15 protein-coding genes are annotated in these 19,935 nt (G+C 73.7%); 9 read left to right on the plus strand and 6 right to left on the minus strand.

The window, feature by feature from the left end:
* Positions 1-17 precede the first annotated feature (17 nt).
* From ngcE to GA0070610_RS08125, 3 genes are read left to right on the plus strand one after another with little or no spacing between them, the layout of a single operon-like run.
* Entirely contained in the window at positions 18-1,454 is a 1,437-nt protein-coding gene (ngcE, locus tag GA0070610_RS08115; RefSeq protein WP_088999453.1) for an N-acetylglucosamine/diacetylchitobiose ABC transporter substrate-binding protein, read from the plus strand.
* Positions 1,455-1,474: 20 nt separating this feature from the next.
* Entirely contained in the window at positions 1,475-2,383 is a 909-nt protein-coding gene (locus GA0070610_RS08120; RefSeq protein ID WP_088999454.1) for a carbohydrate ABC transporter permease, read from the plus strand.
* Positions 2,383-3,309, plus strand: a complete 927-nt coding sequence (locus GA0070610_RS08125) for a carbohydrate ABC transporter permease (RefSeq protein ID WP_088999455.1) — start codon at positions 2,383-2,385, stop codon at positions 3,307-3,309. The genes GA0070610_RS08120 and GA0070610_RS08125 overlap by 1 nt, the downstream gene beginning before the upstream one ends.
* Positions 3,310-3,320: 11 nt before the next feature.
* On the opposite strand, the gene GA0070610_RS08130 is transcribed toward GA0070610_RS08125, so the two are convergent.
* The gene (locus GA0070610_RS08130; protein ID WP_088999456.1) at positions 3,321-5,051 is read right to left on the minus strand and encodes an ABC transporter ATP-binding protein; all 1,731 of its coding nucleotides are present in this window, start codon (positions 5,049-5,051) and stop codon (positions 3,321-3,323) included.
* Entirely contained in the window at positions 5,048-6,748 is a 1,701-nt protein-coding gene (locus tag GA0070610_RS08135; protein WP_197697868.1) for an ABC transporter transmembrane domain-containing protein, read from the minus strand. The genes GA0070610_RS08130 and GA0070610_RS08135 overlap by 4 nt, the downstream gene beginning before the upstream one ends.
* A gap of 266 nt (positions 6,749-7,014) precedes the next feature.
* Here GA0070610_RS08135 and GA0070610_RS08140 point away from each other — a divergent pair, with 266 nt between their 5' ends.
* Complete coding sequence (locus tag GA0070610_RS08140) at positions 7,015-8,676, plus strand: bifunctional 3'-5' exonuclease/DNA polymerase (RefSeq protein WP_089003359.1); 1,662 nt, start codon at positions 7,015-7,017, stop codon at positions 8,674-8,676.
* A 61-nt stretch (positions 8,677-8,737) separates the two neighbouring features.
* On the opposite strand, the gene GA0070610_RS08145 is transcribed toward GA0070610_RS08140, so the two are convergent.
* Complete coding sequence (locus GA0070610_RS08145) at positions 8,738-9,151, minus strand: winged helix-turn-helix transcriptional regulator (protein ID WP_088999458.1); 414 nt, start codon at positions 9,149-9,151, stop codon at positions 8,738-8,740.
* 81 nt (positions 9,152-9,232) lie between these two features.
* Between GA0070610_RS08145 and GA0070610_RS08150 the strand changes: the two genes are divergently transcribed.
* The 3 genes from GA0070610_RS08150 to GA0070610_RS08160 all read left to right on the plus strand — a co-directional run bounded on the left by GA0070610_RS08150 (position 9,233) and on the right by GA0070610_RS08160 (position 12,473).
* Complete coding sequence (locus tag GA0070610_RS08150) at positions 9,233-10,051, plus strand: NAD(P)H-binding protein (RefSeq protein ID WP_088999459.1); 819 nt, start codon at positions 9,233-9,235, stop codon at positions 10,049-10,051.
* Positions 10,052-10,196: 145 nt separating this feature from the next.
* Positions 10,197-10,790, plus strand: a complete 594-nt coding sequence (locus GA0070610_RS08155; RefSeq protein ID WP_088999460.1) for a nucleotidyltransferase family protein — start codon at positions 10,197-10,199, stop codon at positions 10,788-10,790.
* A 99-nt stretch (positions 10,791-10,889) separates the two neighbouring features.
* Positions 10,890-12,473, plus strand: a complete 1,584-nt coding sequence (locus tag GA0070610_RS08160) for a phosphotransferase (RefSeq protein WP_231925973.1) — start codon at positions 10,890-10,892, stop codon at positions 12,471-12,473.
* Between the two features lie 17 nt (positions 12,474-12,490).
* Here GA0070610_RS08160 and GA0070610_RS08165 read toward each other — a convergent pair whose 3' ends face one another.
* From GA0070610_RS08165 to GA0070610_RS08175, 3 genes are all read right to left on the minus strand, one after another.
* Positions 12,491-13,300, minus strand: coding sequence for a metal-dependent hydrolase (locus GA0070610_RS08165; RefSeq protein WP_088999461.1), 810 nt, complete (start codon positions 13,298-13,300; stop codon positions 12,491-12,493).
* Between the two features lie 205 nt (positions 13,301-13,505).
* The gene (locus GA0070610_RS08170) at positions 13,506-14,834 is read right to left on the minus strand and encodes a glycosyltransferase family 4 protein (RefSeq protein ID WP_088999462.1); all 1,329 of its coding nucleotides are present in this window, start codon (positions 14,832-14,834) and stop codon (positions 13,506-13,508) included.
* Positions 14,835-14,978: 144 nt separating this feature from the next.
* Positions 14,979-16,922, minus strand: a complete 1,944-nt coding sequence (locus GA0070610_RS08175; RefSeq protein ID WP_088999463.1) for an amylo-alpha-1,6-glucosidase — start codon at positions 16,920-16,922, stop codon at positions 14,979-14,981.
* A 42-nt stretch (positions 16,923-16,964) separates the two neighbouring features.
* Between GA0070610_RS08175 and GA0070610_RS08180 the strand changes: the two genes are divergently transcribed.
* Positions 16,965-19,673, plus strand: a complete 2,709-nt coding sequence (locus GA0070610_RS08180) for an MGH1-like glycoside hydrolase domain-containing protein (protein ID WP_088999464.1) — start codon at positions 16,965-16,967, stop codon at positions 19,671-19,673.
* Between the two features lie 16 nt (positions 19,674-19,689).
* On the plus strand, positions 19,690-19,935 hold the full coding sequence (locus tag GA0070610_RS31055; RefSeq protein ID WP_088999465.1) for a hypothetical protein: 246 nt from the start codon (positions 19,690-19,692) through the stop codon (positions 19,933-19,935).

Raw genomic sequence — 19,935 nt, forward strand, 5'->3', positions numbered from 1 at the left:
CACAAGGAGAGACGACGATGTCGATTACCCCCGACAACCCGGCCGACCTGAGCCGCCGGACCGTGCTGCGTCGGGCCGCCGCGGTGGGCCTGCTTGCCACCCCGGCCGCCGGCCTGCTGAGCGCCTGCGCGACCAGCGGCGGCGACGAGAAGAACGAGCAGGTCGCCGGCGGCACCAAGAGCGCCACCAACCCGCTCGGCGTCGCCGAGGACGCCGCGATCGAGGTGGTCATCTTCAACGGTGGCTACGGCGAGAAGTACGCCACCGACGTGCACCAGCCGCTGTACAAGAAGGCGTTCCCGAAGGCCGAGGTCAAGCACCAGTCGACCCAGGCCGTGTCCACGGTGCTCCAGCCGCGCTTCGCCTCGGGCAACCCGCCGGAGTTCGTCAACAACTCCGGCGAGAAGCTGATGGACTTCGGCGCCCTGGTCGCCGACGGTCAGCTTCAGGACCTCACCGAGCTGTGGGACGCCCCGTCGGTCGACGACCCCAACAAGAAGGTCCGCGACACCGTGGTGCCGGGCACCATCGAGGCCGGGTCGTTCAACGGCAAGCCGTACGTCCTGTACTACGTCTCCACCGTCTTCGGCATCTGGTACTCCGGCAAGCTGTTCAAGGACAACGGCTGGGCGCCGGCGAAGGACTGGTCGGAGTTCACCGCCCTGCTCGACAAGATCAAGGCCAAGGGCATCACCCCGTACGGCTACGCGGGGGCGAACGCCGCGTACTACCAGTGGAACGTGATCCTCACCCACGCGGCGAAGATCGGCGGCACGGACGTGCTGAAGAACATCGACAACCTGGAGGACGGCGCCTGGCAGCAGGACGCGGTCAAGCAGGCCGCCGAGGCGTGGGCCGAGATCGGCGCCAAGTACGTCGACAAGAGCTTCGAGGGGCTCAAGCACACCGACGTGCAGCTGCGGCAGAACCAGTACAAGCTCGCGTTCTACCCCAGCGGCGACTGGCTGGAGGGCGAGCAGAAGAAGGACACGCCGTCCGGCTTCGAGTACCAGCTCATGCCGGTGCCGAGCCTGTCCGCCTCGGACAAGCTGCCGGCGACGGCGCTGCGGGCGACGGCCGGTGAGGGCTACTTCGTCTCGGCCAAGAGCAAGAACCCCAAGGGCGGCCTGGAGTACATGCGCCAGATGCTCTCGGTGGCCGGCGCGAAGGGCTTCACCGAGGTGGTCAAGGCCCCGACCGTGGTCACCGCCGGCTCGGAGGGTTTCGCCTTCCCGCCCGGCGTGGCCAGCTCGCAGAGCGCGCTCAAGGCCGCCGGCCAGGACGTGTTCAACCTGTACTTCGACGGCTGGTACAAGGAGCTCGACACGGAGGCCCGTACGGCCACCAACGAGCTGATGTTCGGCCGGATCAAGGCCGACGCCTTCGTGGAGCGGATCCAGAAGCGCGCCGACGCGATCAAGAAGGACAGCTCCATCGCCAAGTTCAAGCGCTGATCGATCGGAGCGTAGGGGTCATGCGGCACGGCAAGTATCCGTTCGTGATCGGGTTCCTCTTCGTCCCGGTCACGCTGTACGTGGTCTTCGTCATCGCGCCGTACGCGCAGGCGTTCCAGATCTCGATGACCAACTGGCGAGGGCTCTCGGCCCCGCAGTGGGTGGGCTTCGACAACTTCCGGAGGTTGTTCGACGACGACAACTTCTGGAAGGCGGTCCAGCACCACGGCGTACTGCTGCTTGCCCTGCCGCTGATCACCATCGCCATCGCGCTGTTCTTCTCGTTCCTGCTCAACGTGGGCGGCAAGAGCAGCGGCGGGCAACGCCAGGGGGTCTGGGGGTCGAAGTTCTACCGGGTGGTGTTCTTCTTCCCCCAGGTCCTGGCGGTGGCCATCATCGCGGTGCTGTTCCAGATGGTCTACCGGCCCAACGAGTCCGGCCTGATCAACGGCGTGCTGATGAAGCTCGGCTTCGACCCGGTGCTCTTCCTGGTCCGGCCGAACCTGGCGCTCTGGTCGATCATCGGCGTGCTGGTCTGGCAGGCGGTCGGCTTCTACGTGGTGCTCTTCTCGGCGGGCATGGCCTCCATCCCCGGCGAGATCTACGAGGCCGCCGAGGTGGACGGGGCGAACCGGGTGACGCTCTTCTTCCGGGTCACCCTGCCGCTGCTCTGGGACACCCTCCAGGTCGCCTGGGTCTACCTGGGCATCGCCGCGTTCGACGCGTTCGCCATCGTCTCGGTGCTCTCGGTGGACGGGGGCGGCCCGGACGGCGCCACCACCGTCCTGGCGATGGAGATCTACCGCAACGCCTTCGTCTACTCGAAGTACGGCTACGCCTCGGCCATGGGCGTGGCGCTGTTCTTCCTCACCCTCACGTTCGCGGCGTTGACGCTGCGGCTGACCAAGCGGGAAAGCGTGGAGTACTGATGAACCCGCAGACGACGCTGCCGCCGACACCGGCGGCGCTACCGCCGAAGACCGTGAAGCCGGGCGCCGCGGGTGGGCGCGGAGGCAGGGGCCGACGGGAGGTACGGATCCTCGCCAACCTCGGGCACGTGGCGCTCGCGGTCTGGGCGGTCATCGTGATCGTGCCGATCCTCTGGACCTTCCTCGCCTCGTTCAAGAACACCACGGAGATCTTCAGCAGCCCGTGGACCATGCCGGCGGAGCTGCGGTTCGAGAACTACGCCCGGGCGTGGACCAAGGCCAACGTCGGGCGCTACTTCCTCAACAGCGTGATCGTGGTGGCGTGCAGCACCTTCGGCACCATGCTGCTCGGCTCGATGGCCGCGTACGTGCTGGCCCGCTACAAGTTCTGGGGCAACCGGGCGATCTACTACCTGTTCGTCTCGGGGCTCGCGTTCCCGGTCTTCCTGGCCCTCGTACCGCTCTTCTTCGTGGTGAAGAACCTGGGACTGCTGGACACGCACACCGGGGTGGTGCTGGTCTACATCGCCTACTCGCTGCCGTTCACGGTGTTCTTCCTGGCCGCGTTCTTCAAGACGCTGCCGTCGTCGGTCGCCGAGGCGGGGATGATCGACGGCTGCTCGCACACCCGGCTGTTCTTCCAGGTGATGATGCCGATGGCGAAGCCGGGCCTGATCAGCGTCGGGATCTTCAACATCATCGGCCAGTGGGGGCAGTACCAGCTGCCGCTCGTGCTGCTCTCCAACGCCAAGGACAAGTGGGTGCTCACCCAGGGCATCGCGGACATCTCGGTGAACGCCGGCTACGAGGCGGACTGGTCCGGCCTCTTCGCCGCCCTGACCATCGCCATCCTCCCGATGATCGTCGTGTACGCGATCTTCCAGCGCCAGATCCAGTCCGGTCTCACCTCCGGCGCGGTGAAGTAGACCCGGGCGGGTCAGGGGTGCCAGGAACGCCACAGGGCGGCGTACGGGCCGTCGGCCCGGACCAGCTCGTCGTGACTGCCGAGCTCGGTGATCCGGCCCCCCTCCAGCACCGCCACCCGGTCGGCGTCGTGGGCGGTGTTGAGGCGGTGCGCGATCGCGATGACGGTCCGCCCGGTGAGCAGGGCGGCCAGGGCCCGCTCGGTGCGCCGGGCGGTGGTCGGGTCGAGAGCGGCGGTCGCCTCGTCGAGGATCAGCGTGTGCGGGTCGGCGAGCACCAGCCGGGCCAGCGCGAGCTGCTGGGCCTCGGCCGCCCCGAGCTGGTGCGCCCCGTCGCCGAGGAGGGTGTCGAGGTCGTCGGGCAGGCGGGCGTACCAGTCGGCGCCGACCGTGGCCAGCGCCGCGCGCATCCGGTCGTCGGAGGCGTCCGGGGCGGCGAACGCGAGGTTGTCGCGTAGCGAGCCGATGAAGACGTGGTGCTCCTGGGTGACCAGGGCGATGCGCCGCCGGCGCTCGGCCGGGTCCAGGTCGGTCACGGGGCAGCCGCCGACGCTGACGACCCCCTCCCGGGGCGTGTCGATCCCGGCGAGCAGCCGCGCCAGGGTGGACTTCCCGGCCCCCGACGGCCCGACGAGCGCCAACCGCTCGCCGGGCCGCACCTCGAGGTCGATGCCGTGCAGCACGTCGGGTCCGCCGACGTACGCGAACCGGGCTCCCCGGACGACCAGCCGCTCGTCCATGGGCGCGGCGGCCCGGCCGGGCCGCTCCGGCGGCACCTGGCCGACACCGAGCACCCGGGCGAACGAGGCGAAGCCGCGCTGCGCCTGCTCCGTCCACTGGAGGATCCGGTCCAGCGGCTCGATCGCCTGCTGCAGATAGAGCGTGGCGGTGACCACCGCGCCGAGGGACACCTCGCCCCGGGTGAGCAGGAGCCCACCGACCAGCAGCAGCGCGGCCACGGGCAGCGGGTAGCTGGCCTCCACCACGGTGAAGAAGACGGTGCGCAGCGCCAGGGTCGCCCGCCGGGCACCCCAGACCCGGGCGATGCGCGCGGTGCCGTGCCCGATCCGCTCGTCGGCGAGACGCAACGCCTCGACCGTACGGGCGCCCTCGGCGGTGGTCGTCAGCGTCTCGGTCAGCTCGGCGGCGGCGGCCCCCTCGGCCAGGTACGCCGGGCTGGCGCGTCGCAGGTACCACCGGGTCACCAGCGCGATCGTCGGCAGCCCGGCGAGCGCGGCCAGCCCGAGCAGCGGGTGCAGCAGGAACACCGCGCCGAACAGCAGCGTCAGCTGCACCGAGGCGATGACGATGGTGGGCACCACGTCCCGGACGGTGGTGCCGACCGTCGCCACGTCGACCGAGCTGCGGGTCGCCAGGTCCCCGGAGCCGGCGCGCTCCACGACGCCGACGGGCAGGTGCAGTGTGCGCTCGACGAACTCCTCGCGCAGCCCGGCCACGGCGCGCTCGCCGAAGCGGTGGCCGGCGTACCGCGCGTACCGCGACAGCAGCGTCTGGACCAGCACGGCCCCGCCGATCGCCAGGGCGAGCCGGTCGACGGTGGCGACGCCGGCTCCGGCGGACACCCGGTCGACGATGGTGCCGAGCAGCCACGGCGGGGCGAGCCCGGCGACCGTGGCGGTGGCGTGCAGCGCCAGCACGACCGCGACGGCGCGTCGGTCCCGGGCGATCAGCCGGCGCGTCGCCCGGCGCACGGTGGCCCGGTCGGCGACCGGCAGCCCGCTCACCGCAGCGCCTGCTCGGCGTCGGCGTCGCCACGGGCCACGAGCCGCCGGTAGCCCGGGTCCCGGTCGAGCAGGTCGGCGTGGGTGCCGGTGGCGGCGACCCGCCCCGCGACCAGGTGCGCGACCTCGTCGGCCCGCCCCAGCAGCAGCGGTGAGGTGGTGAGCACGAGGGTCGTCCGTCCGGCCCGCGCGCGGCGCAGCCGCTCGGCGATTCGCGCCTCGGTGTGCGCGTCCACCGCCGAGGTCGGCTCGACGAGGATCAGCACCTCCGGTTCGGCGAGCAACGCCCGGGCCAGCCGGATCCGTTGCCGCTGCCCGCCGGAGAGGGAGCGGGCGCGGGTGTCCAGTGGGCTGTCGAGCCCGCGCGGTAGGGCGTCGACGACGTCCTCGGCCGACGCGGCGTGCAGGGCGGCGGCGATCCGCCCGCGGTCACCGTCGGGCCGGGCCCCGCGCAGCACCTCCCACAGTGTCCCGGCGAACAGGTACGCGTCGTGGTCGGCGACCAGGATGCGGCCCCGCACCTGCTCCAGCCCGACGCTGGTCAGCGGCACGCCGCCCCAGGTGGCGTCGCTGACGGTGTACCGGCCGAGCCGGTCGGCCAGCGCGAGGGCGTCGGCCGGGTCGGCGGCGGCGACCGCGGTGAGGCGGCCGGCCCGGACGGTCAGCCCGCTCGACCGGTCGTGCAGGTCGGCGGGGCCGCCGGGGGCCGGTACCGGGGCGGCGGGGCCGGCCGGCTGTCGGCTGCCGGGAACCGTCGCCACGCCGGTGCGGGTAACTGTGTCGCGCGGCCCGCCGACGTCGTCCGGCGTGACGGCGAGCAGGGCGACGATCCGGCGGGCCGCGACCCGGCCCCGGATCAGCTGGTGGCCGCCCTCCAGCAGGAACCAGACCGGCACGACGAGTGTCGCGACGTAGCCGTAGACGGCGACCAGTTCCCCGACGCTGATGTCGCCGGTGACCGTCATCCGGGCCGACAGCCACACCACCGCCGCGAGGAACAGCCCGGGGACGGCCACCGTCGCCGCGTCGATCCAGCTGTTCACGGCGCCGACCCGGTATCCCTCGACGAGCAGGTCGCGGGAGCGGGCCGCGTACCGGTGGGCGAACAGGCTCCGGCCACCCACCCCGGCGAGCACCCGCAGCCCGGCCACGATGTCGCCCGACCGGGCGGTCAGCTCACCCTGCTGCTGCCGGTAGACCGACTCCGCCCGCTCCAGCCGGCGCAGCAGGGGAGCGACGACCAGGACGACCGACGGCACGCCCACCAGCACGCAGAGCGCGAGCAGGGGCGAGATCGACCAGAGCACGACGGCGACGACCAGGTACGCGACCACCGCGCCGACGCCGGGCCCGGTCACCGTCATCACCTGCGCCACCCGGTCGATGTCGGTGCCGCCGACCGTGGCCACCTCGCCCGCCGCGGCCCGGCGCGGCAGCACGGCGCCGACCCGGGACAGCTGGCGGAGCACCACGGCGGCGGAGCGCGTCTTCGCGTCCTCCCGGATGAAGGTCATCGTGCGGTGCCGCATGATGCCCAGCCAGGACAGCGCCACGCCGGCGACGACGATCGCCGCCACCCACAGGGCCAGGACCCGGGTGTCGCCGGTGCGCAGCCCGTCGTCCACGGCGCGGGAGATCAGGTAGGGCCGGACCGACAGGCCGGTCATCCAGGCCGTGCCGAACAGACTTCCGCGCAGCACCCGCCACGGCTGGCAGCGGACCAGCCACCACAGGTACCACAGCGGCCCCCTGGTGTCCGGAGTGCCGGGCTCGGGATGAGGGATACGTGGTGGCACCGGCCCACGCTACCGAGCCGCGGCACCGCCGCACCGCCCCGTTTCCGCCGAACCGTCCGCCGACGTCTCGTCCGGCGGTCGCGTCCGACCCGTTCGGCCCGGGGCGCGGCGGACGGCCGGCGGGTGAAGTGTCGCAGGGGCGAGGCAGAATCGCATCCGTGCTGGTGGCGATGGTCTCGGACGAGCGGGGCGGGGGAGCGCTGCAACCCCTCGACGCCGCCGGGCTGCCCGCCGGTCCGGTGCGGCCGGTCACCGACCTGGCCGCCGCCGTCGCCGCGTTCGAGGCGGCGGAACGGCCGCGCTGGGTGTGGGCCTGCGGCGCGACGCTCTATCCGGCCCTGCTGCGCGCCGGGGTGCGGGTCGAGCGCTGCCACGACGTCGAGCTGACCGAGGCCCTGCTGCTCGGGCACGCCGGCCGCTGGGGCGAGCCCCGCTCGTTCGCGGCGGCCTGGGCCCGGCTGACCGGCGCGCCGGTGCCGGCCGACCCGCCGCCGCGGCCGGCCGCGCCGCCCGGGCACGGCCAGGGCGCGCTCTTCGACGCCCTGCCCGGCCCGCCGGGCCCCGGCGTCGAGGCCCTGACCCGGGTGTACGCCGACCAGCTCGCCCGGATCGCCGCGACCGAGCACCCCGGCCGGTTCCGCCTGCTGGTCGCCGCGGAGTCGGCCGGCGCGCTCGTCGCGGCGGAGATGGGGGCGGCCGGGCTGCCCTGGCGGGTCGACGTGCACGACGAGGTCCTCGCCGAGCTGCTCGGCGAGCCGTCGCCGGTGGGCGGCCCGCCGCGCCGGCTGGCCGAGCTGGCCGCGCGGATCGCCGACGCGTTCGGCGTACGCCAGCTGCACGCCGACTCCCCGGCGGAGCTGTTGCGGGCGTTCGCCCGGGCCGGCGTGGAGCTGCCCAACACCCGGGCCTGGGTGCTGCGTGGGGTGGACCACCCGGCGGTGCCGCTGGTCCTGGAATACAAGGAGCTCTACCGGATCTGGACGGCGCACGGCTGGGCGTGGCGCGACGCCTGGGTGCGCGACGGCCGGTTCCAGCCGGAGTACGTCCCGGGCGGGGTCGTCTCCGGTCGCTGGGCGACCCGGGGCGGCGGCGCGTTGCAGATCCCCAAGGTGATCCGGCGGGCGGTGGTCGCCGATGCGGGCTGGCGGTTCGTGGTCGCCGACGCCGGCCAGCTGGAGCCGAGGGTGCTCGCCGCAGTCTCGGGCGACGCCCGGCTCGCCGCCGCCGGTGGCGCCGGCGACCTCTACGCCGCCCTCGCCCAGGACGCCTTCGACGGCGACCGCCCACGGGCCAAGGTGGCGCTGCTGGGCGCCATGTACGGGCAGACCGGCGGTGCCGCGGTGCCGGCGTTGGCGGTGCTGCGGCGCAGCTATCCGACGGCCTTCGGCTACGTGGAGGCGGCCGCCCGCACCGGGGAGGCCGGCGGCCTGGTGCGTTCCTGGCTCGGGCGCACCTGCCCGCCCGGCACGGCCGGTTTCGGCGATCCCGACGCCGACCTGCCCGTCGGCGGCGACGACCCGCAGTCGCCGCGGGCCCGGGCGGCCCGCTCCCGGGGGCGGTTCACCCGCAACTTCGTCATCCAGGCCACCGCCGCCGAGTGGGCCTCGACCCTGCTGGCGACGTTGCGCGGTCAGCTCGCCGGCACCGGTGCCGAGCTGGTCTTCTTCCAGCACGACGAGGTGGTCGTGCACTGCCCGGCGGAGCGGGCCGCCGCGGTCGCCGACGCCGTCGCCCGGTGCGGGGAGCAGGCCACGGCGCTGCTCTTCGGCGACACCCCGGTCCGCTTTCCGCTGGACCTGTCCGTCGTCAACTGCTACGCCGACGCGGCCTGACAGGGTTCGTCGCCCACCCGCACGCCGTCTGCGTGGGCAGGCACCTGCCGCCTCCGCCCGCTCAGGAGACGCCGGAGCCGGGGTTGGCGGCGTCCCACGCGTGCCGCGACTGCGCGATGGCGTCCTTGTGTGCCAGCGACCAGTCCGCCAACTGCCTGACCAGGTGCGTGAGGCTCCGCCCGCGTTCGGTCAGCTCGTAGGTCACGGTCACCGGGACGGTCGGGTACGCGGTGCGCAGCACCAGCCCGTCGCGTTCCAGCCGGCGCAGGGTCAGGGTCAGCATCCGCTGCGAGATGCCGTGGATGGCCCGTTGCAGCTCCCGGAACCGGCGGACGCCGGAGGAGAGCTCGACGATCGCGAGCACCGACCACTTGTCGCCGATGCGGTCGAGCACGTCGCGGATCCCGCAGTCGGGGTGCTCGGGCAGGCCGCAGGGCGCCAGCGCGTCGGTTACCGCCGTGTGCCCTGCCGACATCGAAGTGCCTCCTTGTGACCGCGTCCGTGGTTCCCGACGATGAGGCTAGTTCCGATTCGGTACCACCGAAAGGCTCGCCACATGCTGCTGGTCACCGGCGCCTCCGGGCACCTGGGCTCCCTCATCCACGCCGGGCTGGTCGAGCGGGGGCTCGCCCCGCTCGCCGGCACCCGTACGCCCGGCCGCTTCGGCGACGCCGGGCGCGGCGTGGACTTCGACGACCCGGCGGGGCCGGACCTGGCGGGCGTACGCGTGCTGGTGCTCGTCTCCGCCGGCTACGGCGAGGACGACGTCGTCCTCGCCCGCCACGACCGGGCTATCGCGGCCGCCGAGCGGCACGGGGTGCGGCACGTGGTCTACACGAGCCTGATCGGCGCCGGCGACCACCTGGCCTTCGCGCTCGCGCACCGGTGGACCGAGCGTCGGCTCAGGGAGAGTCGCCTGGGCTGGACGATCCTGCGCAACGGGCTCTACGCCGAACTGTTCGGGCAGTTGGCCGCCCCGGTCGGCGGCGCGGTCACGGCCCCGTTCGGCGCGGGAGCGCTGGCGGCGGTGGCCCGGCAGGACCTGGCCGACGCCGCCGTACGGGTGGCCGCCGACCCCGCCGCGCACCACGGCCGCACGTACGAGTTGACCGGGTCGGTCGCGCTCACCGCTGCGGGCCTCGCCGCCGAACTGGGGGTGCCCTACCGCCCGGAGTCGCTGGGCGTCCGGCGCGCCGCGCTGTCGGGCGCGGGCCTGTTGCCCTTCCAGCCGGCCATGCTCATGTCGATCTACTCCGCCACGGCGGGCGGCTTCCTCGGGCGGACCCACGGCGACCTGGCACGCCTGCTGGCACGCCCACCCCGTGACCCGATGCCGGTGGCGGTCGCCGCCGCCGGTCAGGTTCCGCCCCGGTAACAGTTGCACTATTTTCCCTTTTCGCCCCGCTACCCGGTCCGCCTTGTCCTCGTTGCTCCCGATGTCCGTACGACGGAGCGGGCCGTGCCCACGTGCCACGGCCCGCTCCACGGTGGAGGGGGCCCAGCTGAACCGGATCGCAGGAATGATCATCGCCGCGGGTGGGGGGCGCCGCATCGGCGGCCCGGAGGCCCTGCTGCACCAGGGAGAGAAGCCCCTGGTGAACCAGATGATCGACACGATGACCGAGGCGGGCTGCGAGCGGATCGTGGTCGTGCTCGGCGCCGCCGCCGACCAGGTCCGCGAGACGGCGGACCTGAGCCGGACCACGGTGGTGATCAACAGGGCGTGGGGGACCGGCGTCGGCTCGTCCATCCGGGCCGGCCTGGCCGCGCTCGACGACGACGGCATCGAGGCGGTCGTGGTGGTGCCGGTCGACATGCCCGGCCTGACCGCCGCCGCCGTGCGCCGGGTGGTCGCGCTGCCGTACCCCGACGTGCTGGTCTGCGCGACCTACGACGGGCTGCGCGGCTACCCGATGCTGTTCGGACGCCGGCACTGGTCCGGCATCGCCACCCTGGCCAGCGCGGACGTCGGCGCCCGGCCCTACCTGCTGGCGCACAAGGACCAGATCGTCGACATCTCCTGCGACTCGGTGGCCGACGGCAGCCGGGTCGACACCCCGGAGCTGATGGCGCTCTACGGGCTGACCGTCCCGCCCCAGCGCGTCGGCGTCTGACCCGCCCCCACAGCGGCTGGCCCCTCCGCTAGCGTCGGTTGGGCGCGGCTTGCGTCGCGCGACGCCCGCCGGCTGCGGCCCGGCGACGGGGGAGGCTCGATGGTCGCCACGATGGTCCGGCACGCAACCGGGACGGGCGTCGCCTGGCTGATGTGTGTCGCTGAAGGGCTGCTCGGCTATCTGGCGCTGTTCACGTTCGCCCTGTTCACTCCCGGTTCCGACCAGGGCGGCCCGCTGGCCGGCCCGGTCATGGTGCTGGGCGCCGCCCTGCTGGGTGCCGTCCTGGTGCCGCTGGCGGTTGCGCCGGCGGTCGCGATCGGCGAGGCCACCCTCGCCCGCCGTGGTGCGTCCGCCCGCACGCTGGCCGCCTGCGGCACGGCCGCACTGCTCGTCGGGCTGTACGCCGCCGGCATCGCGGCGGCCACCGGGGCGACCGTCGCCAGCGCGGCGCTGGGCTGGTTGCTCACGACGGTGTTCGTGCTCTGCCCCGTGGTGGCCTATGCGGGCGTCGTGCGCGGGGCGCGGGCGGTGACCGGACGGCTGGCCCGGCACAGCGGCAGCGATCCGTCCGCCCCGGTCACGTCTCCGCCGCAGAGCCCTGGCGATCGCGAGGACCCGGTGACCGGGTCCCGCCCAGCGACCGACCTCGTCCCCGCCGACGTGCCGGCCGAGCAGCTCACCCACAACATCCTCAACGGGGTGACCGGCGGCATCTGGCACACCCGCCACGACGGGCGGCCGGCCGTGCTGAAACTTCTCACCCCGCCCGGGCGCCCCGGGCCGGCGCACTGGGCCGGCAGCGACGAGCCGGGGCACTGGAACTACTGGCGCCGCGAGGTCGAGGCGTACCGCAGTGGGCTGGCCGCCGCCGCGTACGCCGACGCCGGGCTGGCCGCGCCGACTGCGCTGGCGGTCGACGACCGGCCGGACGGCTCGGTCGCGCTGTGGCTGCCCGAGGTCACCGGTCGGCCCGGCATCGCCTGCACGCCCGCCGACCTCGGCGAGGTGGCCGTCCGGCTCGGCGCCGGACACGCCCGCTGGCTCGGCGACCCCGAGGCGCGGGAACTGGCGGGCGGCGGTCGCCCGCCAAACTGGCTGGCGCGGGACTGGTTGCGCGACTACACGCTGAGCCGCCCGGTGGCCGCGCCGGTGCCGTGGGAGCACCCGGTCGCCGTCGCCGCCTGGCCGCGCCCCCTGCGCGACGCGCTGCGGGTGCTGTGGGAGCGGCGGCACGACGTGCTGGCAGCCACCGACCGGCTGCCGCGTACGCTCTGCCACCACGACTGCTGGCCGATGAACCTGGTGTTCGCCGCCGACGGCCCGGTGCTGCTGGACTGGTCCGGTGTCGGCCCGGGGCCGGTCGGCGAGGACGCGGCCAACCTGGTGCTGGACACGTTCCTCGACGGGCTGGTCGACGTCGCGCTGCTCGGCGAGGTGGCCGCCACCGTGCTCGACCGGTACGCCGAGGGGCTGCATGGCGCCGTCGCGCCGGAGGAGGTGGCCCGTGCCGTCCGGCTCACCGGGGCGGCCAAGTATTTCTGGCTGGCGCCGATGATGCTCGGTCGGCTGGGCCGGTCCGCCATCAGCGGCACCTACGACGCCCGCGACGAGGCGGAGATGATGGCGGGCCGCCGACCCGTCTTGGAGCTGTTGGCCCGCTGGGCCGCCGAACCGTGGGACTGATGGACGGGGGAGAGCCGTCAGACGTCGATGTTGAAGCGTTGCAGCACCGACGGCGCGACCAGCCCGGCCGCGGCGAGCACCGAGATCGCGGTCAGTACGGTCCGGACGACGACCACCTCGGTCTTGCCGCCGGCGCGCAGGGCGATCTTGTTCGGCAGGCCGATGGGTGTCCACATTCGACGCTTGATCGGGATGGGCCAGAGGATCGGCACCCCGGCGCGGGTGATCATGTCGCCGAGGATGTGCACGAAGCAGCCCACCCCCACGGCGGTGCCGATCAGCGGGTAGCCCCGGCCGCCGGGCAGGTTGGCGAAGGTGTACCAGGCGGCGGCGGCCGAGGCGAGGGTGACGATGACCCAGCCGGCGCGCTCGGCCCACTTGTCGAACAGGCCGCGCAGCGCCAGCCCGAACATGAAGAAGAGGATGCCGATGACGGCCCACTTGCCGTACGCGGCGCAGAGCGTGGTGGTGCCCCAGCCGACCAGCAGGGTGAACGGGATGGTGTGGGTCAGGGTGCGGTGGCCGTTGTTGCGGCGCGGGTCCTTGCTGAGCTTCGTGGCGTAGTAGACCCCGAGCGAGACCTTCTCCATCACCTCGGCGATGAACAGCGAGAACACGCCGAAGGTGCGGGCGACCGTCGCCCCGCCCTGGTTGCGGGTCACCTTGCCGGAGAGGTCGAGGTCGGGGAAGAGCGCCCCGCCCGCGCAGACGGCGGTGCCGACGGCGAGCTCCAGCGGCGACTGGTGGTAGTCGGCGAACTGTTGCAGCGCCCAGGACCCGGCCAGCCACACCGCCGCGCCGGACAGCGCGTGGGACGGTCCCATCATGTCGGCTCACCCTCCCCAGGGATCTTGAGCGCCAAAACTACGCCACTGTAGTTCGCCGGTGCGGCGCAGGGGCATCACCCGGACGGTCCACCTGGGACAGTGCCGGGAGGGGGGATGGGTGACGCCGGGCGTACCGGCAGGAAGTATGCCGTGCCGGGCGGCGGTCGGGGGCCGGTCTGTCGGCCACCCGACGGGGAGAAGCCCCTCAGCGGGCGCCACCGACCGCGAGCAGATTCCCCTCGGGGATGGTGACCGTCCGGCGGGCCTCGCCGAGCCGGGCGGCGGCGCGTCGGGCCTGCGTCGGGCCGTGCTCGCGGCAGGCCGTCGCGTACGTGCCGGCGGTCCGGGCGGCGATGGTCGCCCAGCCGTACCGCTGGCCGACCATGGTGCGCGCCCTGCGGGCCACCCGCCGCGCGAAGACCTCGTCGCCGAGGAGCTGGTCGACCGCCTCGCCGAGGGCGCCCGGGTCGCTGTGCGGGAACGTCACCCCGGTCACGCCCGGCTCGACGATCTCGGCGAGGCCGCCGGTGCGGGCCACGGCCAGCGGCGCGCCGGCCGCCGCGGCCTCCAGGGCGACCATCCCGAACGGCTCGTAGAGGCTGGGCACCACGGTCGCGTCGGTCGCGCCGAGCAGCGCGGGCAGCCGGGTCGAGTCCAGGAAACCCGCGAAGCGTACGGTCTGGGAGAGCGCGAGCCGTCGGGTCTCCTCCTCCAGCTCGGCGCGGTAGGGGCCGTCGCCCGCGATGACCACCCGCAGCCCGGGGTGCCGATCGCGCAGGTACGGCACGGCGTGCACCAGGTGCTGCACGCCCTTCTCGTAGACCAGCCGGCCGGCGTACCCGACGAGCGGGCCGTCCCCGGCGAAGCGGGCCCGGGCGGCGGTGACCGCCCCGGGGTGGGCGCGCCAGGCCCGGTCGTCGACCCCGTTGGGCACCACGTCGATGTGCCCGGACGGCACGTCGAAGAGCGTGGTGACCTGGTCGCGCATGTAGCCGGAGCAGGCGATGACCCGGACGGAGGCGTTGCTCAGCCAGTGCTCGACGCCGTGGATGGTGCGGTTCATCTCCTCCGGCAGCCAGCCCTGGTGCCGGCCGGCCTCGGTGGCGTGGATCGTGGTCACCAGGGGCAGGTCGAGGTGCTCGGCGACGGTGATCGCGGTGTGCGCGACGAGCCAGTCGTGGGCGTGGACGACGTCGTAGGAGCCGGCTTCGGTGGCGCGCAGCGCGGCGCGGGTGAGGGTGTGGTTGAACGCCATGGTCCAGGCCAGCAGGGAGCTGGTGGCCAGCGGGAAGGTGACCGGGTCCTCGGCGGCACGCAGGATGCGTACGCCGTCGGCGTACTCCTCCAGGGGTGCGCCCTCGCTGTGGCGGGTGACGACGGTGACCTCGTGCCCGGCGGCGGCCAGGGCGACCGACAGGGCGTGCACGTGCCGGCCGAGCCCGCCGACCAGGACCGGCGGGTATTCCCAGGAGAGCATCAGCACCCGCAGTCGCCGGGCGGGGTGGATGTCGATCACGTCGGCGTCAGGTGACATTCGGGCGGCCCCCTTTGAGTTGTCCCCGGGCGCGCCGTCGGGTACCGGAGACCGGTGCCCGGTGCGGTCGCGAGCGGATCGGAACCCATCCTGCTGGCGGCTGGCTAACCGGCGGAGACGCCGCCGTTGCGGTCGTGTAAAGCGCTACCGGCCGTTTCTGCGGGCGCGCAGCAGCTCGGCGACCGACCACGCCTGGAACGGGCACCCGGTGGCCGCGTGCGGCGCGAGGCCGTCGGCCGTCTCACTCACCGATCCTAGGCCATATTCGGTCAGATGCGCCTCGATGCCGACGAAAAGGTCATCGAGCGGCATCTTGGCCCGTCGGGCGGCGTCGGCGTACGGGCCGAGCAGCCACGGCCAGACGGTGCCCTGGTGGTAGGCGCCGTCCCGCTCGGCCGGACCGCCCCGGTGCCGCCCGACGAACTCGGGCGAGTCGGGGGAGAGGCTGCGCGGGCCCAGCGGGGTGAGCAGCCCGGCGGCGACCCGGCGCACGGTGGCCTCGTCGGGCTCCAGCGGGGCGTACGGCAGCGACCAGGCCAGCAGCTGGTTGGGGCGCAGCAGGTCGTCGTCGTGGTGCGCGGCCCCACCCAGCGGGTACGCGGGCGCGGGCGCGTCCACCACGTCGTGCAGCCAGCCCGACGGGGCCGGGAACCGGTCCCGGAACGCGGCGCCGGCGCGCTCGTGCAGCCGCCACAGCGCGCCCGCGTCCAGCCCCGCCAGCTCGGTCAGCTCGGCCAGGCCGGCCAGTCCGTTGACCCAGAGCGCGTTGACCTCCACCGGCTTGCCCGTGCGCGGGGTGACCGGCACCCCGTACACGCGGGCGTCCATCCAGGTCAGCGCCGTGCCCGGGGTGCCACCCTGGGTGAGCAGCCCGTCGGCCGGGTCGACGGCGATGCCGAAGCGGGTGCCGGCCAGGTGCGCGTCGACCACCCCGTGCAGCGCGGGCAGCAGCTCGTCGCCGAGGTCGGTGTCGCCGGTGACCGTGACGTGCCGGCTGACCGCGTGCAGGAACCACAGCGTCGCGTCGACGGTGTTGTACTCCACCCGCCCGGTGTCGGCGGTGTTCGCGAGCATCCCCTCCGACAGCGTCGCCGCGTACGCCCGCAGCAGCTCCCGGCCCTCGCTGGCCCGGTTGGTGCAGAGGAACAGCCCCTCGTAGGAGATCATCGTGTCCCGCGACCAGGCGCCGAACCACGGGTAGCCGGCCACCACGTCCGGCCCGGTGGCCGTGTCGACCACGACCGCGTCGGCGGCCAGCGTCAGCGTCGCCTCGACCGCGTCGGCCGGCTTCGCCGCGGCCACCACCCGCCGGTTGCGCGCCCGCGCCGCCGCGACCACCTCGGTCGCCGGGGGCGGCTCCTCGACCAGCTCGCCGGCCCACGCGAGCACCGACACCGTGTCGCCCGGGCGCTCCAGCGCGCCGGAGAACCGACCCGCGTACCAGAGGTCCTCGTCGGGGTTCAGGCCCCGCGCCGCCTCCTCGCGGTGGTGCGCGCCGCGCCACCACTGGCCCTCCGGGGTCCAGTCCGGCCCGGCGATGCGGAACGCGCCCTCGACCACCGCGCCGCCCGGCACGGACTCCGCCCGGGGGGCCGGGCCGTCGGCGCGGCGCTCGCCGTGCGCGTCCCGCCAGGTGCACACCGCCGCCAGGTCGAGGCGCACCGGACCACCGGAGACCAGCCGGTGCACCACGGCGACGCAGGAGCGCCCGTGCGTCATCGCCAGCTCCCGCTCGATCACCACGTCGCCGATCCGCCACCGCCACCGGGGCAGGCCGTCGGTCAGGTCGAAGCGCTCCAGCAGCTCGAAGCCGCGCGGGTCGACGTCGCCGGAGGCCCACTCGTGCGCGCCCAGGCGCACCCGGGCGCCGGAGGGGAACAGCACGGCCGGGTCCAGGCCGACGAGTCCCACCCGGCGGGACGCCGGCGTCTCGCCGGCCACCACGAGCAGGCCGTGGTACCGGCGGGTGCGCAGCCCGCTCACCGTGCCGGTGGCGTAGCCGCCGAGACCGTCGGTGACCAGCCACTCCCGGGTGGCGCCGCCGGTCAGGTCGCCGCAGACCTGCGGGCCGAAGCGAATGTCGATCAACTTTCCTCCACCGGCGGCGGGGTGCAACACGCCACGACGAGAATGGCTCCTGTGGTGAAGTCCCCCGGCGACGTCGAAGATGTGCGAGTGATCACCGACGTGCCGCCCCCCGACGACCACGCGCCCGACCCCGAACGGCTCCGGCTGGCTCAGGCCGACGCCGGGGAACAGGACTGGCGCGCATGGGGTCCCTATCTGTCCGAGCGGGCGTGGGGGACGGTACGGGAGGACTACAGCGAGCACGGTACGGCCTGGGACTACTTCCCGCACGACCACGCGCGGTCCAGAGCCTACCGGTGGAGCGAGGACGGCATGGCGGGCGTCTGCGACGACCGGCAGACGTTCTGCTTCGCCCTCGCCCTGTGGAACGGCAAGGACCCGATCCTCAAGGAGCGGATGTTCGGCCTCGGCGGCGACGGCGGCAACCACGGCGAGGACGCCAAGGACTACTGGTGGTACGAGGACTCCACCCCCACCCACTCGTGGATGCGCTGGCGCTACCACTACCCGCAGGCCGCCTTCCCGTACGACGAGCTGGTCGCGGTGAACGCGCTGCGCGGGCGCGACGACACCGAGTACGAGCTGGTGGACACCGGCATCTTCGACGACGACCGGTACTGGGCGGTGACCGTCGACTACGCCAAGGCGACGCCGACGGACATGTGCGTCGTCGTCACCGTCGCCAACCGGGGCGACCGGGCGGCCACCCTGCACGTGCTGCCGACGCTCTGGTTCCGCAACACCTGGGCGTGGGGGCTGCCCGGCGGTGACCGGGTGCCCCGGCTGGTCGGCGAGGGATCGCGGCTCGTCGGCGAGCACCGGGTGCTGGGCCAGCTGCTGCTGGAGGGCGACGGGGAGCCCACGCCGCTGCTCTGCGACAACGACACCAACGCCGAGCGGCTCTGGGGCCTGCCCGGCCGCTCTCCCTACCCGAAGGACGGCATCAACGACCACGTGGTCGACGGGGCCCCGACGGTCAACCCGGCCCGGGAGGGCACCAAGGGCGCGCTGCACTACGTGCTGGACGTGCCGGCGGGGGCGCAGCGGCGGATCCGGCTGCGGCTGACCCGTACCGCCCCGCCGCCCGGCGGCACCCCGCCGGCCCCGGCGGACCTGGGCGACGGCTTCGACGCCGTGGTGTGGGCCCGCCGGGCGGAGGCGAACCGGTTCTTCGCCGGGGTGGTCCCGGCCGCCGCGACCCCGGACGAGGCACTCGTCGCCCGGCAGGCGATCGCCGGGCTGATGTGGGGCAAGCAGTTCTACCACTTCGACGTCAAGCGCTGGCTCGAGGGCGATCCCGGCTCGTCGCCGCCGCCGTCCGGGCGCCGGCACGGGCGCAACAGCGCCTGGTGGCACATGACGAGCTTCGACGTGATCTCCATGCCGGACCCGTGGGAGTACCCGTGGTACGCGGCCTGGGACCTGGCCTTCCACTGCGTGAGCATCGCCCGGGTCGATCCGGGCTTCGCCAAGGAGCAACTGCTGCTCCTGCTGCGGGAGTGGTACCTGCACCCCAACGGCCAGATCCCGGCGTACGAGTGGGCGTTCGGGGACGTGAACCCGCCGGTGCACGCGTGGGCGGCGCTGAAGGTCTTCGAGATCGACGGGGGCCGCGACCACGAATTCCTGGCCCGGGTGATGCACAAGCTGCTGCTGAACTTCACCTGGTGGGTCAACCGCAAGGACACCGTCGGCAACAACGTCTTCGAGGGCGGCTTCCTCGGGCTGGACAACGTCGGCCCCTTCGACCGCTCGGCGGCCCTGCCGGTGGCCGGCGTGCTGGAGCAGTCCGACGGCACGGCCTGGATGGCGATGTACGCGCTGAACCTGCTCGACATCGCCGTCGTGCTGGCCGAACACGACCGCACCTGGGTCGACACCGCCACCAAGTTCTTCGAGCACTTCGCCTACATCGCCGCCGCCGCGTACGAGCAGGGCCTGTGGGACGCCGAGGACGCGTTCTTCTACGACGTGCTGCGCCTCGCCGACGGCACGAAGGTGCCCCTGAAGGTCCGCTCGGTCGTCGGCCTGCTGCCGTTGGCCGCGACGACCCGGCTCACCGCCCACACCCTGCACCGGCTGCCCGAGCTGCACGCCCGGCTGCGCTGGTTCCTCGCCAACCGCCCCGAGTACGCCGACGTGATCGGCGCCCGGCGGCTCGGGCCCGACGGCCGCCAGCACCGGCTGCTGTCCATGGTCGGCCCGGAACAGATCGTCCGACTGCTCGCTCGGATGCTCGACACCGACGAGTTCCTCTCCGAGTACGGCCTGCGTACGCTGTCGCGCGCCCACCTCGACAAGCCGTTCTCGGTGACCCTCGGGGGCCAGGAGTTCAGCGTCGGCTACGAACCGGCCGAGTCGACCAGCGGCCTGTTCGGGGGCAACTCGAACTGGCGCGGCCCGATCTGGATGCCGACCAACTTCCTGCTGATCAGCGCGCTGCGCGACTACGCCGCCTTCTTCGGCGACGACCTGCAGGTGGAGTATCCGACGCGCTCCGGGGTGAAGCGGACCCTCGACGAGATCGCCGACGACCTCTCCGCGCGGCTGATCTCGCTGTTCACCCGCGACGGCTGGGGTCGGCGGCCGATCTACGGCGCCGCCCAGCTCTTCCAGACCCACCCGGACTGGCGGGACCTGATCTGCTTCCCCGAGTACTTCCACGGCGACAACGGCGCCGGGCTGGGCGCCTGGCACCAGACCGGTTGGACGGCCCTGGTCGCCGACCTGATCCTCACCCTGCGCCGCTGACCCGAGCAGCGGCGGGGTGTCGTCAGCAGACGGAGCAGACGCCGGACCGGCCGAGTCCGAGCGCGTCGTCCTCGCCGCCGGGGAGCTGGCCGAGGCCGAGGGGTGGGCGCTGCTGCACGGCACGGTCATGCTCACCCGGGGCGGGCGGCTGCGCCCCGACAAGCAGGAGCAGCGGGAGGACATGATCATGTCGGGGCTGCTCGCCGGCCCGGAGGCCCCGGTGCCCGCCAGGGACGAGCCGACCCCGCGAAAACCCGGCTGA

It is taken from the genome of Micromonospora echinofusca, from assembly GCF_900091445.1.
In the GTDB taxonomy this organism is placed as follows: Bacteria; Actinomycetota; Actinomycetes; order Mycobacteriales; family Micromonosporaceae; genus Micromonospora; species Micromonospora echinofusca.